At 73.6% G+C, this 15,362-nt stretch carries 11 protein-coding genes; 6 read left to right on the top strand and 5 right to left on the bottom strand.

Annotation, left to right across the window (positions count from 1 at the left end; translation table 11 throughout):
- Positions 1–3: 3 nt before the first annotated feature.
- From HPY23_RS03820 to HPY23_RS03810, 3 genes are all read left to right on the top strand, one after another.
- Entirely contained in the window at positions 4–996 is a 993-nt protein-coding gene (locus HPY23_RS03820) for an NAD(P)-dependent oxidoreductase (RefSeq protein WP_280142891.1), read from the top strand.
- Between the two features lie 15 nt (positions 997–1,011).
- On the top strand, positions 1,012–2,541 hold the full coding sequence (locus tag HPY23_RS03815) for an aldehyde dehydrogenase family protein (protein ID WP_091881713.1): 1,530 nt from the start codon (positions 1,012–1,014) through the stop codon (positions 2,539–2,541).
- 61 nt (positions 2,542–2,602) lie between these two features.
- Positions 2,603–3,985, top strand: coding sequence for a DUF3100 domain-containing protein (locus HPY23_RS03810; RefSeq protein WP_091881709.1), 1,383 nt, complete (start codon positions 2,603–2,605; stop codon positions 3,983–3,985).
- A gap of 174 nt (positions 3,986–4,159) precedes the next feature.
- Here HPY23_RS03810 and HPY23_RS03805 read toward each other — a convergent pair whose 3' ends face one another.
- The 4 genes from HPY23_RS03805 to HPY23_RS03790 form a co-directional block, all read right to left on the bottom strand.
- A complete protein-coding gene (locus HPY23_RS03805) occupies positions 4,160–4,804 on the bottom strand; it encodes a L,D-transpeptidase (RefSeq protein WP_091881706.1) in 645 nt (214 codons plus the stop codon).
- 126 nt (positions 4,805–4,930) lie between these two features.
- On the bottom strand, positions 4,931–7,381 hold the full coding sequence (locus tag HPY23_RS03800; protein ID WP_175539837.1) for a putative bifunctional diguanylate cyclase/phosphodiesterase: 2,451 nt from the start codon (positions 7,379–7,381) through the stop codon (positions 4,931–4,933).
- Positions 7,382–7,505: 124 nt separating this feature from the next.
- Positions 7,506–9,056, bottom strand: a complete 1,551-nt coding sequence (locus tag HPY23_RS03795) for an acetolactate synthase large subunit (RefSeq protein ID WP_060847030.1) — start codon at positions 9,054–9,056, stop codon at positions 7,506–7,508.
- Positions 9,057–9,214: 158 nt separating this feature from the next.
- A complete protein-coding gene (locus HPY23_RS03790) occupies positions 9,215–10,150 on the bottom strand; it encodes a hypothetical protein (protein WP_060847029.1) in 936 nt (311 codons plus the stop codon).
- Between the two features lie 125 nt (positions 10,151–10,275).
- Here HPY23_RS03790 and HPY23_RS03785 point away from each other — a divergent pair, with 125 nt between their 5' ends.
- The 3 genes from HPY23_RS03785 (at position 10,276) to HPY23_RS03775 (ending at position 13,961) form a co-directional block, all read left to right on the top strand.
- Positions 10,276–11,337: a zinc-binding metallopeptidase family protein gene (locus tag HPY23_RS03785; RefSeq protein ID WP_060847028.1), complete on the top strand. Its 1,062-nt coding sequence runs from the start codon at positions 10,276–10,278 to the stop codon at positions 11,335–11,337.
- Between the two features lie 144 nt (positions 11,338–11,481).
- Positions 11,482–12,480 carry a fumarylacetoacetate hydrolase family protein gene (locus HPY23_RS03780; RefSeq protein ID WP_091881702.1) on the top strand — a complete coding sequence of 333 codons (999 nt, stop codon included), beginning with the start codon at positions 11,482–11,484 and terminating at the stop codon, positions 12,478–12,480.
- 224 nt (positions 12,481–12,704) lie between these two features.
- Positions 12,705–13,961 (top strand): pilus assembly protein TadG-related protein, encoded by a 1,257-nt coding sequence (locus tag HPY23_RS03775; RefSeq protein ID WP_060847026.1) that lies wholly within the window; start codon positions 12,705–12,707, stop codon positions 13,959–13,961.
- A 21-nt stretch (positions 13,962–13,982) separates the two neighbouring features.
- On the opposite strand, the gene HPY23_RS03770 is transcribed toward HPY23_RS03775, so the two are convergent.
- On the bottom strand, positions 13,983–15,317 hold the full coding sequence (locus HPY23_RS03770; RefSeq protein WP_091882112.1) for an aminotransferase-like domain-containing protein: 1,335 nt from the start codon (positions 15,315–15,317) through the stop codon (positions 13,983–13,985).
- Positions 15,318–15,362: the final 45 nt, after the last annotated feature.

The following is a 15,362-nucleotide window of genomic DNA, read 5'->3' as shown; positions in this document are numbered from 1 at the left end:
CGGGTGCGTTGCCGGCAAGTCAACGCAAAATACCTGCCAGTGCCGTTCTGCTCAACGCCGGCCTGCCTCACTCTCCGGTTCCCAGGAGGCGCCGCGGCCAACGATCCCGGCGCCCACGGGAGACATCAGGACATGCGCACGATCGGCGTCGTCGGGCTCGGCAACATGGGCCGGGGCATGGCCCTCTCGCTGCGGCGGGGCGGTTTCGAGGTCATCGGCTACGACCCCGCCCCCGCCGCCCGCGCGGCCCTGGAGGCGGACGGGATCACGGTCGCCGACACCCCCGCGGCCCTTTGGCGGGAGTGCGACGCGGTCGTGCTGTCGCTGCCGACCCCCGAGGTGGTGGAGGCGGTGCTGCTCGGTGCCGACGGGCCGCTCCACGGAGCGAAGACGGACCTCCTGATCGTCGACACCTCGACCTCGCACCCGGACGTCACCCGGCGGATCGCGGCGGCGCTCGAGCCCGCCGGCCTCGACCTGATCGACGCCCCGGTGAGCGGCGGCCCGAAGGGCGCGCACGCCGCGACGCTGACGATGGTGCTCGGCGGCAGCGACGCGGCGGTGGCCCGGGCCGAGCCGGTGCTCGCCGCGATGAGCGCGACGCGGGTGCATGTCGGCGGCGTCGGCGCCGGCCACGTCACCAAGCTCGCCAACAACCTGCTCTGCGCCGCCCACCTGATCACCGCCGCGGAAGCCGTGCGGATGGCGCGGGATGCCGGCGTCGAGCCGGCGCGCCTGCTGGCCGGCATCAATGCCGGGTCGGGCCGCAGCGGCGTCACGCAGGTCAACTTCCCGACCTGGGTGCTCAACGGCGCCTTCGATTCCGGCTTCACCATGAAGCTGATGCGCAAGGACGTGCGGCTCGCCGGCGAGCTGATCGCCGCCCTCGACCTCGACCTGCCGCTGTCGGCGCAGGCCGCCCGGCTGTGGCGCGACAGCGCCGAGATCGCGGACGACGCCGACTTCAACGCCATCGTCAAGCTCCAGCTCGCCTGACCGGAAGGACCCGTCATGACCGAGACCCGCCCCCAGACCCTGGCCGCCCTGATGCGGCCGTTCTTCCCCGAGACCTCCGTCATCGGCTCCTGGGTGAACGGCCGCATGGTGCCGGGCACCGGCGAGACCGTCCGCCTCGTCGATCCCTCCACCGGCCTGACGCTGGCCGAATACCCGGATGCCGGCGCCCCGGTCGCCGCCGAGGCCGCACGGGCGGCGGTCGCCGGCCAGGCCCGCTGGGCCGCGCTCACCGGCGCCGCCCGCGGCCGGGTGATGCAGGAGATCGCCCGGACGATCCGGGGCGAGATCGAGCCCCTCGCCCGCCTCGAGGCCCTGAACGCCGGCAAGCCGATCCGCGACTGCCGCGTCGAGGCGACCAAGGTCGCCGAGATGTTCGAGTATTATGCCGGCTGGGCCGACAAGCTGCACGGCGAGGTGATCCCGGTCCCGACCAGCCACCTCAACTACACCCGCCGCGAGCCCCTCGGCGTGGTGCTGCAGATCACGCCCTGGAACGCCCCGGTCTTCACCTGCGGCTGGCAGCTCGCCCCGGCGCTCGCCGCCGGCAACGCGGTGGTGCTCAAACCCTCCGAGCTGACCCCCCTCACCTCGCTCGCCGTGGCGGCGCTCGCCGAGCGGGCCGGGCTGCCGGCGGGGGTCGTCAACGTGCTGTCGGGCTACGGCCACACCACCGGGCAGGCGGCGCTCGCCGAGCCGGCGGTGGTCAAGGTGGTCTTCGTCGGCTCGCCGGCCACCGGCGCGAAGATCGCGGAAGCCGCGGCGCGCCACCTCAAGCCCTGCGTGCTCGAGCTCGGCGGCAAGTCGGCCAACATCGTGTTCGCCGATGCCGACCTCGAGCGGGCGTGCCTGGGCGCGCAAGCGGCGATCTTCGCGGGCGCCGGCCAGTCCTGCGTCGCCGGCTCGCGGCTCCTCGTCGAGCGCCCGGTCCACGACCGCTTCGTCGCGATGCTGGCGGAGGGCGCCAACCGCATCCGCGTCGGCGATCCGCTCGATCCGCAGACCGAGGTCGGGCCGATCAGCAACGCCGCCCAGTACCGCCACGTGCTGGCGATGATCCGCGGCGGCCTCGACCAGGGCGCCCGGCTCGCCGCCGGCAGCGACGGCCACCCGGCGGAGGGAGGCTTCTACGTCCGCCCGACGGTCCTGTCGGGCGCCGACAACGCCATGGATTGCGCCCGCACCGAGATCTTCGGGCCGGTGGTGACGGTGATCCCGTTCGACACGGAAGAGGAGGCGGTCGCCATCGCCAACGATTCCGCGTTCGGGCTCGCCGGCGCGGTCTGGACCCGCGACGTCGGCCGCGCCCACCGGGTGGCGGCCCTGGTCCGGGCCGGGACCTTCTGGATCAACGCCTACAAGACGATCCACGTCTCCTCGCCCTTCGGAGGCTCGGGGATGAGCGGCTACGGCCGCTCCAGCGGCCTCGAGGCCCTGCACGAATACACCCAGGTCAAGAGCGTCTGGGTCGAGACCGCCGCCGCTCCCGCCGCCTCCTTCGGCTACGCCCCCGGCGTCGGCGCCTGACACCCCACCCGGTCCGGGGGGCGGCCCCCGGACCGCCCCCTCGCACCGGAGACGTCACCCCATGACAAGCGGTACCCTCGCGAGCGGCGGCCCGGCCGTCGCGCCCACGACCCATGCCGGGCGCACCGGCATCCTGACGCTCTTCCTCCTCGCCCTCGTGGTGGTGACGCTGGCCGAGCTGATCGGCAACGTCTCGATCCCGCTCGGCCACGGCAAGATCATCCTGCTGCCGCTGCTCTGGGCGCTGCTGGTGGGCGGGGGCCTCGGCCTCGCCGCGCCGCGCCTGCCGCCGGCCCTGCGGCTGCCGGTGTCGCTCCAGCACGCGGCGGGCGCGATCCTGCAGCCGGCCCTGCTGCTCTTCGTCGCCAAGCTCGGGCTCCTCGTCGGCGGGTCGCTGCCGAAAATCCTCGGCGCCGGCTGGGCCCTGGTGTTCCAGGAATTCGGCCACTTCTTCGGCACGATGGTGTTCGGCCTGCCGGTGGCGCTCCTGCTCGGCCTCAAGCGCGAGGCGATCGGCGCCACCTTCTCGGTCGGGCGCGAGCCGAGCCTCGCGATCATCGGCGAGCGCTACGGCATGGATTCGCCGGAAGGCCGCGGCGTGCTCGCCGAGTACCTCACCGGCACGGTGTTCGGGGCGGTGTTCATCGCGGTGCTGGCCGGGCTGATCGCGAGCCTCGGGATCTTCAACCCGCTGGCGCTCGCCATGGGCGCGGGCGTCGGCTCGGGCAGCATGATGGCGGCCGCCGCCGGTGCCATCGCGGCGCAGCAGACCCCCGAGATGGCGAAGGAAGTCGCCACCTTCGCGGCGGCGAGCAACCTCATCACCACCACCATCGGCACCTACTTCACCCTGTTCCTGTCCCTACCCTTCACGATCTGGGCCTACGGCGTGCTGGAGCCGATCCTCGGCCGGGGTCGCGGCCGGACCGAGGCCGCACCCGCGCCCGCGCCGTCCGGGACGGTCGTGGCCCATGCCTCCCCGGCCCATGCCGCCCCGGCCTTCGGCCTGCCGGCCCTGGTGCTGATCTGGATCGCCACGGCGGCGCTCGGCCTCATCGGCAACTGGCTCACCTACGGCACGAAACCCGACGGGCAGGTGCTCGCCGGCGCCGCCATCATCGTCGCCGTGGTGATCGTCGGCGAGGTGCTCTATCGCCTCGCCGGGCGCCGGCTGCCGGCGGTGGTGTGGGCATCGCTGATCGGCATGGCGCTGACCTATCCGGGCACGCCGTTCTCGGCGGAGATCGCCGCGGCCACGGGCCGGATCAACTTCCTGGCGCTCGCCACCCCGATCCTCGCCTTCGCGGGCCTGTCGCTCGCCAAGGACTTTCCGGCCTTCCGGCGCCTCGGCTGGCGCATCGTGGTGGTGTCGTTCATGGCGAATGCCGGCACCTTCCTCGGCGCGGCGCTGATCGCCCAGTTCTGGATGCACCCGCCGGTGTGAGGGGGCGCACCCGCCAAAACCCTCCCCCTTTGCACAGGGCTGTCCGAGGAAAAGGATGGCGCAGGACTTCTCCTCTCCCCGCGGGCGGGGAGAGGGGAAACCCGCGCCTCCTCTTTCCCCGAACAGCATTGCGAAGAGGGAGGAGGGTTCACGAGCCCCCCACGACGCTTTTCCTTAAACCCGGTACTTCCCGTTCCGCTTCACCATCACGGTCGTGCCGACCGGCACGCGGTTGTAGAGATCGACCACGTCCTCGTTGAGCATCCGCACGCAGCCCGAGGACATCTGCTCGCCGATGCTCCAGGGCTCGTTGGTGCCGTGGATGCGGAACAGGATGTCGCGGCCGCCCTGGTAGAGGTAGAGGGCGCGGGCGCCCAGCGGGTTGTCGACGCCGCCTTTGCGCGTGCGCGGCAGGTCGGGGTTGAGGCTGACCATCTTGGCGGTCGGGCCCCAATCGGGCCAGACGCCCTTGCGGCCGACCGTGGCGGTGCCCTTCCAGGAGAAGCCGAGCTTGCCGACGCCGACGCCGTAGCGCAGCGCCTGGCCGCCCTCCTGCACGAGGTAGAGCATGCGCTCGTCGATATCGACCACCACGGTGCCGGGCTTCTCCAGCCCCGTATAGGCGACGGTCTGGCGCCGGTACTTCGCGTCCATCCGGCTGCGGTCGACCAGCGGCACGTCGTAGGGCTGGTCGGGCATGGTGCCGATGTACCAGGCCGCATCCGGATCGACCGCCGCGACCTGGGCGGGCCCGCGGGCGTTGCAGGCCGCGAGCGGCAGCCCGGCGAGGAGGGCGAGGACGAGGCGGCGCGGGGGCATCGGGCGGCGACCTTTCGGCGGGACGGGCCGGTCGGCAGCCCGTCGGGAAGGTCCATGCCTAGCCGCTCCCGCCGCCGCAGGTTGTGTCCCGCCGGACTCAGGGTCGGGGAAAGTCGGTCTGAGAGGTCAGGCTGCCGCCAGCCAGGGCACCGCGGGGGCGGCGACGAGGGCGCGCAGGTCGGCCGCCGGGACCGGACGACTGAACAGGAAGCCCTGCACCTCGTCGCAGCCGCTGCGCCGCAGGACGGCGAGTTGCGCCTCGGTCTCCACCCCCTCCGCCACCGTGGTGGTGCCGAGGCTGGCGCCGAGCCCGATCACCGCCTGCACCACCGCGAGAGCCGCGGCCTCCTGGCCGAGCGCCGCGGTGAACGAGCGGTCGATCTTGATCTTGTCGAACGGGAAGGCGCGCAGGTAGCTCAGCGAGGCGTAGCCGGTGCCGAAATCGTCGATCGCGATGCGCACCCCGAGGCCGCGCAGCCGGTGCAGCACCGCGATGTTGGCGGCGCTCTCCTCCAGCATCACCTGCTCGGTGATCTCGAGTTCGAGGCGTGCCGGGTCGAGGCCCGATTCCGTCAGCGCCCGGGCCACGGTGCCGACGAGGTCGGGGGCGCGGAACTGGACCGGCGACAGGTTGACGGCGACCCGCACCGGGCGCGGCCAGCCGGCCGCCTCGCGGCAGGCCCGGGCCAGCACCCACTCGCCCAGGGATGCGATCAGCCCGGTCTCCTCGGCGACCGGGATGAAGTCGGCCGGCGAGACGAAGCCGCGCTCGGGGTGGCGCCAGCGCAGCAGCGCCTCGCAGCCGGTCACCGCGAGGGTCCTGGCGTCGACGAGGGGCTGGTAGTGGACCTCGAGCGCCTCGGCGGCGATCGCCGCCCGCAGGTCGCGCTCGAGGGCGCGGCGGGCCTGGAGCGCCGCGTCCATGGCGGGCTCGAACAGGCGCCGGGTGCGCCGCCCGTCGGCCTTGGCGGCGTAGAGGGCGGTGTCGGCCTTGCGCAGGAGCCCGTCCGGGTCGTCGCCGTGCTCGGGCGCGAGGGCGATGCCGATGCTGACCCCGACGGTGACGTCCTGGCCGTCGAGCGCGAAGGGCCGGCAGAGCGCGGCGATGATCCGGTCGGCGAGCGCGACGAGCGCCGGCCGCTCGGCGCGGTGGAGGACCGCGAACTCGTCGCCGCCGAGGCGCGCCACCAGCCCGTCCCCGCCCAGGCAGGCGCGCAGGCGCTCGGCGACCTGGCGCAGCAGCGCGTCGCCCGCCGGATGGCCGAGCGTGTCGTTGACGAGCTTGAAGTGGTCGAGGTCGAGGCAGAGCAGACCCGCCGGCGCCCGCTCCGCCACCAGGGCGGCCAGGCGCTCGTGGAACAGCACGCGGTTCGGCAGGCCCGTGAGGGCGTCGTGATGGGCCATGTGGGCGATGCGCCGCTCGGCCCGGCGCTGCTCCGTCACGTCGACGCACGCCGTCAGGGTGGCGCTCAGGCCCTCGAACGGGATCGGACCGGAGAACACCTCGACGTCGATGACGCCGCCGTCCCGCCGGCGGTGGCGCTGGGCCGGCCCCGCGGCGCCCGGCATCACGAGGTCGCCGGCGGACAGGCGCAGGAAATCCTCGCGCGGGAAGCCGTAATGGCCGGTGGCGGCGTCGTTGACCGCCAGCACGGCCCCGCCCTCGCCCGAGAGCCACATCGGCACCGGGTTGTGCTCGAACAGGAGGCGCGCCGAGGCCTCGCGGGCCTTGAGGTCGCCGATATCCGTGAGGGTCACGCCGAGGAGGTCGCCGATCGCGGCGATCTCGACGCGGACGTGCAGCGGGCTCCCGTCGGGCCGGGTGTAGGAGGTCTCGTAGTGGCGCCGGTCGCCGGACAAGGCGGCGTTCAGGCGCGCCAGCATCGGCCCGACGGTGGCGGCGGGGAGAAGCGTCGACAGGCGCCGCCACTGGGCCCGCTCGATGCTGGTGCGCATCATCGCCGCGGCGGCGTCGTTGAGGGACAGGATGCGGAAATCCGTCACCGTCCCGGCGCCGTCGCGCAGCGCCGTGACCGCCGCCATGCCCTGCCGGGTGGAGCGAAACAGGGTCTTGAGCAGATCCGTCCGCACGGTCTGGCCGGCCAGGCACAGCAGCACCAGGCGCCCGGACCGGCCCGCGAGCGGCAGGCCGGCCACCTCGGTGGTGTAGGCGACGCCGCCGGCCACCCGGGCGCAAGGCGAGCTGACCGGCGCGCCGCCGGCGAGCGCGTCGGCGACGATCTCCTGCAGCGGATGGGAGAGCCCGCCCGGCACGGCCTCGAGGAGGCGGCCGGCCCAAGAACCGGAGAATGCATCGGAGATGGCATCGGAGGATGCCTCGGCCGCCGCCGCGCGCGGCGCCCGGCCCGGGCCGAGCCAGTCCTCGAACGCCTCGCCGACCCAGAGCAGGCGGGGACGGCCCGGCGAGGCGTCCACCAGGGCGGCCTGGCTCGCCATGCGGCCGAGATTGCCCAGGACCATGTCCTCGTAGGCCGGCAGCCCGCGGGCGGCGGCGCGCGCGGCGTGCCAGCGGTGCAGCAGCCCCTCGGAGCCGTCTCGCGTCGCGTTCCCGCTCATCCCGTCCGATCCGCAGCCGCAGCGCCCGAGCCGTATCGGGCGCGCGACTTCCAGACCGTTAAACCGAGCCGGCTCGCTATCGCGATTCGCGCCGGCCGGAACGGAGGATCCGCGCGGCCCGGCCTCAGGCCAGCGCCACCTCGATCAGGAACGGGCCGCGGCGGGCGAGCGCGCCCTTCAGGGCGTCGACGAACGCCGCCAGGGTCTCGACCCGACGCGCCTCGACGCCGTAGCCCTTCGACAGGCTGACCCAGTCGATCGGCGGGTCGTCGAGGGTCAGCATGTCGATCGCCTTGCGGCCCGGATTGGCGCCGACATTGGTCAGCTCGTGGCGCAGGATCGCGTAGGAGCGGTTCGACCAGATCAGCGTCACCACGTCGAGGCGCTCGCGCGCCTGGGTCCACAACGCCTGGGCGGTGTAGAGGCCGCTGCCGTCGGCCTGGAGCGAGATCACCTTGCGGTCCGGGCAGGCCACCGCCGCGCCGGTCGCCATCGGGATGCCGAGGCCGATCGAGCCGCCGGTGAGCTGGAGCCAGGTATGGGGCGCCGCCGCATGCGTGGCGGGGAAGAAGTTGCGCCCGGTCGTGACCGACTCGTCGCAGACGATCGCGCCCTCGGGCATCAGCGCGCCGAGCACCCGGGCGATCGAATCCTGGTCGAGGCGTCCCTCCCCCGGCAGCTCCGGGCGGGGGCCGGTGGGCACCGGCACCTCGGCCGGCGCGCCGACCGCTTCGGCGAGGCGTGCGAGGGCGTCGATCTGGTCCTGCTCCGGGGTGGCCAGCGCGAAGACGTCGCAGGTCGGCGGGGCGAGCGCGCTCGGCTTGCCCGGATAGGCGAAGAACGCCACCGGCAGGGTCGCGCCGACGAGGATGACGTGCTTGTAGGGCGCCAGCACCTCTCGGGCCGGATCGACCGGATAGGGCAGGCGCTCGATCGGCACCGTGCCCGCACCCCGGTCGATGCGGGCGTTCGACGTCATGGCGAGCAGCTTCGCCCCGGTCTTCCTCGCGATCCGGTCGGCGATCCGCCGTCCCTCGTCGCGCACCGCCCGGTCGCCGAGATGGAGCAGCACCGGCTCGCCGCTGCGGAGCGCCGCGACCGCGTGCGCGATCGCCTCGTCGCTCGCCCGCGGGCGCTCGGGAATCGCCGGCAGGGGGGCGATGCCGCTCCCCTCCTCCCAGGCGGTGTCGGCGGGCAGGATCAGGGTGGCGACGCCGCCGGGTGCCGTGCGGGCGGCGACGATGGCGTCGGCCCCGTCCGCCGCCACCGCCTTGGCGCTCATCCCCGTGCGGAGCCAGGCCGAGACGGGGCCGGCCAGACCCTCGATGTCGGAGGTCAGCGGCGCGTCGAAGGCGCGGTGGTAGGTGGCGTGCTCGCCCACGATGTTGACCAGCGGCGAGCGGGCGCGGCGCGCGTTGTGCAGGTTGGCGATGCCGTTGCCGAGGCCGGGCCCGAGATGGAGCAGCGTCGAGGCCGGCTTGTCGGCCATGCGGGCATAGCCGTCGGCCGCGCCCGTGGCGCCGCCCTCGAACAGGCACAGGACCGCCCTCATCCCCTCGACCCGGTCGAGGGCGGCGACGAAGTGCATCTCCGAGGTACCCGGATTGGTGAAGCACACCTCGACGCCCCCCGCCACCAGGGTGCGCACCAGGCTCTCGGCCCCGTTCATCGCCATCGGCATCTCCTCGTCGCGCGGGCGTCTGACGGCCCGGTTCGTGTTCGCGGTACGGTGATAGGGGATTTCGCGAAGGGGTGTGAGGGCCTCGAAGGCATGGGGGGTGGGCGCTGCCGCACCGGACCGGGACGGCGGTCCCGTCGGGATGGAGCCGATCGTCAGGAGGCTGCCGGTCCGGACGCCCCGCGCCCGGGCCGCGCCCGGTGCTTCTCGCCCTCGAACTCCGCGCGGCGGCGCGCGATCTCCTCGGGCGAGAGCCGAGCGAGGCTCGCGTAATCCGCCTTCCAGGACGGATCGGGGCGCCAGAGCTGGGGCGACTGCACCGTCGTGCGCGCCGCCACGGCCGATTCGAGGAGCGCGAGGGCGAGGTGCAGCGTCGCCTCCTGCGAGGCGGGGTCGTGCGGCCGGCCGGCGGCGTTGCCGAGGGGAAAGTCGCTGAACAGGAAGCGCGGCACGCCGCAATGCTCGACGACGTCCTTGGCGCAGCCCATCAGCACCGTGGCGATGCCGGCGGCTTCGAGCGCCCGGGCGGCGAGCGCGAGCGACTGGTGGCAGACCGGGCAGTTCGCCACCAGGATCGCCGCATCCGCCCCGTCGGCGCGGATCCGGGCGAGGAGCTCCGGCGCGTCGACCGCGATCGTCGTGCGCTGGCTGCGGTTCGTCGGCAGGCCGTGGAAGCGGGCCGCGACGCGCCCGATCCGTCCCGCCGCGGCGGCCGCCTTCAGGGCCGCGAGCGGGAAGTAGCTGCCGGGATCGTCCGCGCGGGTATGGTCGCGGTCGTAGGCGATGTGGGCGATGCGCAGGTCCGGGCTCCCGTCCGCCGGGGCCGAGTACACCGAGAAGAACTTGGCCGCGCCGTTGTAGGGCGCGCCCGGCCCCTGGTCTCCCTTGTCCGGCCGGTAGGGCGCCGCCGTCGTGACGAGGGCGATGCAGCTCTCGCCGAGGGCTTTGCCGAGAGAGGCGAAGGGCACGTCGCCGGAATGCGCCCAACGGTAGGGCGGGTAGCCCAGCGCCCCGTAATAGGCCCGCGTGCGCGCCATGTAGGGGATCGGCTCGTCCAGCTCGGCGCTCGCATCCATCACGGTCGTCCTCATGGCCCGGTCTCACGACCGAAGGCAGCCCCCCGGCCCGCGCAAGGCAGCGGGCCCGCCGCAACCCCCGCCCCCCTAGCACGTTCGTTGCACCGTGCGGCGGGCGGTCGCGCCCGGTGGAGAGCCCGATGAAACTGTTCCAGTGCCAGTCCTGCGGCAACATCCTGTATTTCGAGAACCGGACCTGCCAGCGCTGCGGCCACACCCTGGCCTACCTGCCCGAGACCCGCACGCTCTCGGCCCTCGCGCCGGCCGGCGGCGAGGACTGGAGCCCGCTCGCGGTGCCGGAGCGGCCGAGCCGGTTCTGCGCCAACGCGGTGCACGATGCCTGCAACTGGCTGGTGCCGCCGGGATCCGGGGACGCCTTCTGCCTCGCCTGCCGGCACAACGGCACGATTCCCGACGTCTCGAACCCGGAATACCTCGCCAAGTGGCGCGAGCTGGAATTCGCCAAGCACCGGTTGTTCTACACCCTGCTGCGCTGGAACCTGCCGCTGAAGACCCGCGCCGAGGACCCGGAGCACGGGCTGATCTTCCACTTCCTCGCCGATCCGCCGGAGAACCAGGGCCCGAAGGTGATGACCGGGCACGACAACGGCGTCATCACGATCGCGCTGGCCGAGGCCGACGACGCCGAGCGCGAGAAGCGGCGGCGCGAGATGGGCGAGCCCTACCGCACCCTGCTCGGGCATTTCCGCCACGAGGTCGGGCACCATTACTGGGACATCCTGGTGCGCGACGCCGGGCGGCTCGACGCCTGCCGGGCGGTGTTCGGCGACGATACGCAGGACTACAACGCGGCGCTCCAGCGCCATTACGAGCAGGGCACCCCGGCCAACTGGCAGGAGACCCACGTCTCGGCCTACGCCACCACCCATCCGTGGGAGGACTTCGCCGAGACCTGGGCGCATTACCTGCACATCGTCGACACGCTGGAGATGGCGAGCGCCTTCGGCATGCAGGTCCACCCGCTGCTCGACGCCAACGGCGAGCTCGCGGCGCGGATCGACTTCGATCCCTACGAGGCGCAGAGCATCGAGCAGATCGTGGCGGCCTGGCTGCCCTTCGTGTTCGCGCTGAACAGCGTCAACCGGGCGATGGGACAGGGCGACCTCTACCCCTTCGTGCTGGCGCCGCCGGTCATCGCCAAGCTCGGCTTCATCCACGGCCTCGTCCACGGCACGATCTGACATAAGGGAAGCTTGAACCCCGGCCGTAGCCTCCGCGGCCGGGGCGGTCCATGATGGACCGACGTGCCCGACGAACCGGGCCGCAGGCCTGCCGTCTCGGCAGGCTCGAACGCCCGCAACAGCGGGCGACAGGAGGGACGCCGAATGAAGCTCGCCAGCCTCAAGCACGGCCGCGACGGCCGCCTCGTCGTGGTTTCGCGCGACCTGACCCGCGCCACCGACGCCTTCATCGTGGTGCCGACGCTCCAGCAGGCCCTCGACGACTGGGAGCGCTACGCCCCGGCCCTCGCCGCCCTCGCCGAGCAGCTCGAGCACGGCTCGGTGCCGTCGTTCCGCTTCCACGAGCACGATTGCGTCGCCCCCCTGCCCCGCGCCTATGCCCGCCGGCACGCCGCCGCCTGGCCGGGCTACCCGGCCCTGCTGCGCCAGGCCGCCGGCGCCGAGGCGACGGGGAGCGAGGCGGGCCGCCTGCGCCACGCCCCCTCGGACGGATTCCTCGCCCCCCGCGAGACCCTGGTCGCCGACGATCCGGCGGCCTCCCTCGACCTCTCGGCGGGCCTCGCGGTGATCACCGGCGACCTGCTCCGGGGCGCCGGGGCGGCGGAGGCCGAAGCCGCGATCCGGCTGGTGACGCTGGTGGCGGAGGTGATCCGCCACGACCGGCTGAGGCCCGACGGGCTCGACCTCGACGGCGCCGAGGCGCCGGCGCTCGCCGCGAGCCTCGCCCCGGTGGCGGTGACGCCCGACGAGCTCGGGACCGTCTGGCGCGACGGCGCGCTCCACCGACCGCTCCTGGTGAGCCGCAACGGCAAGGCGCTCGGCTGCCCGGAGGCGGGCGCCGACCTGGCGCAGGGCCTCGTCGCCCTGGTGGCGGAGGCGGCGCGCGACCGGCCGATCGGCGCCGGGACCCTGGTCAGCGCCGGCCCGGTCTCGAACCGCGGCATCGACGGCGGGCCGGGTCGGGCCGCCGCCGAGGGTGGGGCCGGCTATGCCTGCCTCGCCGAGGCGCGGGCCGCGGAGGCTCTCACCGGCGGCTGGGCGCGCACGCCCTACCTCGCGGCGGGCGACCGCCTGCGGGTCGAGATGAAGGACGCCGGCGGGCACTCGATCTTCGGGGCGATCGAGCACGACGTCGCCGGCTGACCCAGAGATAACCCGGCGCGGCGAACCTGTGCCGCGCCGGACCCGGGAACCCGGACACAAGTCCGAGCTGCAACTAACCCCGTAATCTTACAACCGAACAACGGCATTAGGCTTTTGTTCGGATTCCGGCGGCAGAGATGGGGCGTGCCGACGTTGTGAGACCCGAAAACAACTGTCGATAGCAGTTTTTTGGGCTACAACCTGAATGGCAGCCCGCCGCGCCGATGAAAGCCTGCCCGAACCTCGCCCCGCTCCTCCTCGACCGCTTCCGGCGCTGCCGGCGCGGCTCGGTGATCGTCGTGCTGAGCCTGCTGCTGCCGCTGCTGGCGACGGCGGCGGTGGGCGTCGCCGAGGTCTCCGAGGTGATGCTGGCGAAGTCGAAGCTCCAGAGCTACGTCGACGCCGCGGCGATCCAGGGCGCGGGCGAGTTCGGCGTCGACCAGTCCGCCGCCACGACGGAGCGCGCCCGCCTCGCCGCCGACGGGATGGCCGCCGCCCTGCGCCGGCGCTGGACGATCACGTCGAGCGCCACGATCGACGCCGCGGCGCGCACGGTCACGGTGCGCCAGACCGGGCACCGGGCCTCGTTCTTCCGCAACATGCTGCCGCCGGGCGGCTGGACCATCGAGGCCAGCGCGACGGCGATCCGCACCGCGCGGAAGCCGCTCTGCGTGCTGGGCTCCCAAGACTCCATCGGCCTCGGCGCGCCGGTCGCCGTCGGCCTGAACGGCAACTCGGCGATCACCGCCAACGACTGCCTCGTGCAGAGCAACGCCAACCTGTCGGCGGGGATGGGCACGGCCCTGTGGGCGGGCGAGGTGCGGGCGGCGGGCAGCGCGACCGGCCCGGTCCGCCCGGTCCCGGTCACCGACGCCCCGACGATGGCGGACCCGTTCGCCAAGATGCGCATCGACGTGCCGCTCCTGTGCGACGATCTGCTCACGATCAACATCGGCAGCGGCACCACTTACCTCAATCCCGGCGTCCATTGCGGCGAGCTGACCCTGCTGGGGATGACGAACATCGTGCTCCAGCCCGGCGAGCATTATTTCGTCGGCCCGATCCTCAACCTGCTCGGGCAATCTACCATCACCGGCACCGACGTGGTGCTGATCTTCAAGGGCCTGCTGTCGGCCCAGGTGATCGGCATGGCCAAGCTCGAGATCGAGGGCCGCAAGAGCGGGCCCTATGCGGGCTTCGCCCTGATCACCGACCGCAGCTATTACGGCGATTTCGGCATCTCGACCAACAACGCCCGCAAGATCGTCGGCACGATATACCTGCCGAATGCAAGCCTCACGGTGAGCGGATACGGCAACAAGATCGCCGACCAGTCGCCCTGGACGGTCGTGGTCGCCAAGTCGATCCGCACGTCCGGCAGCGCCAACCTGATGATCAACGCCAACTACAATTCCTCGGCCGTGCCGGTGCCCTCGGGCGTCGGCCCGGCGAAGGACCAGCCGGTGCGCCTGGCGCAGTGAGAGGCCGCCGGGAGGCGCCGCCTACTCGACCACCTGATCGTCCCCCGCGAGGGCGAGGCGGCGCAGCGCGTCGAGCGCCCGCGCCAGCTCGTCCCGCGCCGGCGCCGCGAGGGCGAGCCGGACGGCGTTCGGGGCGTGGCCCGGGCTGACCGCGAAGGAGGAGGCCGGGATGAGGGCGATGCCCCGCCGCAGGGCCGCCGCGGCGTAGGCCTCGGCCCGCCACGTCTCCGGCAGGGTGAGCCAGAGGTGATAGGCCGCCGCGTCGCCCGTCACCGGCAGGCCGGCGAGGCGGTCCCGGGCGATCGCCTGCCGCTCGGCCGCGTCGGCCCGCTTGGCGCGGGCGAGCCGGGCGGCGGAGCCGTCCTCCATCCAGCGCGTGCCGGCGGCGAGCGCGACCCCCGGGGCGCTCCACCCGCCCTGGCGCACCGAGGCCGCGAGGCGGTCCGTCATCTCGGGCGGGCTCACGATCATCCCGACGGTCAGGCCCGGCATCACGCGCTTCGACAGGCTGTCGACCAGGATCGTGCGCTCGGGCGCCAGGGCGGCGATGGCCGTGGTATCGCGCAGGAAGCCGTAGACCGCGTCCTCCACGAGCGTGAGCCCCGTCCGCGCCAGGACCGCGGCGATCTCCGCCCGGCGCCCCGGCCCCATCGTCGCCCCGAGCGGGTTCTGCAGCGTCGGCTGGAGGTAGAGCCCGCTCAGCGGCGCGGCGCGGTGGGCCTGGAGGATGGCGTCTGGCCGCACGCCCTCCCCGTCGAGGGGCAGCGGCACGAGGGCGATGCCGAGCCGCGCCGCGATGCCCTTGACCACCGGATAGGTCAGCGGCTCGCAGCCGATGCGCTCCCCCGGCGGGGCCAGCATCGCCAGGGCGGCGGCGAGCCCCTGGCGCCCGTTGCCGGTGAACAGGATCCCGTGCGGATCGGGGGCGAAGCCGTCCTGCGCCAGGAAGCGCGCGGCGACGCCGCGCGCCTGCGGCGTGCCGGCCGGGCCGTACTGGGTCAGCGCCGCCTCGACCGCCCCGCGTCCCAGCCCCGCCAGGGTCTCGGCGAGCAGGGCCTCCTGCTCGGGCAGGCGGGACATCGTGCGCTGGAGATCGAGGGCGGCCGGCGGCGGCTCCGGGCGGATCGGCTCGGAGGCGCCGAGATCGGAGCGGATGTAGGTGCCGCGCCCGACCTCGCCGAGGACGAGGCCGCGCCGCGCCAGCTCGGCATAGACCCGGCTCGCCGTGGAGACCGCGATGCCGCGGGCATAGGCGAAGTCGCGCTGGGGCGGCAGCCTCTCGCCCGGACGCAGCCGCCCGTCGGCGATCTCCGCCGCCACCGTGTCGGCGAGCCCGCGATAGTCGAGTGCGGCCATCATTGCTCCGAGAACAATGTTTCGATTGCACCGATATTCGTATCG

Origin of the sequence: Methylobacterium ajmalii, from assembly GCF_016613415.1 — a bacterium.
GTDB classification, from domain to species: domain Bacteria; phylum Pseudomonadota; class Alphaproteobacteria; order Rhizobiales; family Beijerinckiaceae; genus Methylobacterium; species Methylobacterium ajmalii.
This window is presented reverse-complemented; position numbering and strand designations above follow the sequence as displayed.

What these genes read in the sequence shown, in the direction of transcription:
- HPY23_RS03780 (WP_091881702.1), top strand. Translation starts at nt 11,482, where the DNA reads ATGAAGCTCGCCAGCCTCAAGCACGGCCGCGACGGCCGCCTCGTCGTG.
- HPY23_RS03795 (WP_060847030.1), bottom strand. Translation starts at nt 9,056, where the DNA reads ATGGCGATGAACGGGGCCGAGAGCCTGGTGCGCACCCTGGTGGCGGGG.
- HPY23_RS03785 (WP_060847028.1), top strand. Translation starts at nt 10,276, where the DNA reads ATGAAACTGTTCCAGTGCCAGTCCTGCGGCAACATCCTGTATTTCGAG.
- HPY23_RS03800 (WP_175539837.1), bottom strand. Translation starts at nt 7,381, where the DNA reads ATGAGCGGGAACGCGACGCGAGACGGCTCCGAGGGGCTGCTGCACCGC.
- HPY23_RS03770 (WP_091882112.1), bottom strand. Translation starts at nt 15,317, where the DNA reads ATGGCCGCACTCGACTATCGCGGGCTCGCCGACACGGTGGCGGCGGAG.
- HPY23_RS03810 (WP_091881709.1), top strand. Translation starts at nt 2,603, where the DNA reads ATGACAAGCGGTACCCTCGCGAGCGGCGGCCCGGCCGTCGCGCCCACG.
- HPY23_RS03815 (WP_091881713.1), top strand. Translation starts at nt 1,012, where the DNA reads ATGACCGAGACCCGCCCCCAGACCCTGGCCGCCCTGATGCGGCCGTTC.
- HPY23_RS03775 (WP_060847026.1), top strand. Translation starts at nt 12,705, where the DNA reads ATGAAAGCCTGCCCGAACCTCGCCCCGCTCCTCCTCGACCGCTTCCGG.
- HPY23_RS03790 (WP_060847029.1), bottom strand. Translation starts at nt 10,150, where the DNA reads ATGAGGACGACCGTGATGGATGCGAGCGCCGAGCTGGACGAGCCGATC.
- HPY23_RS03805 (WP_091881706.1), bottom strand. Translation starts at nt 4,804, where the DNA reads ATGCCCCCGCGCCGCCTCGTCCTCGCCCTCCTCGCCGGGCTGCCGCTC.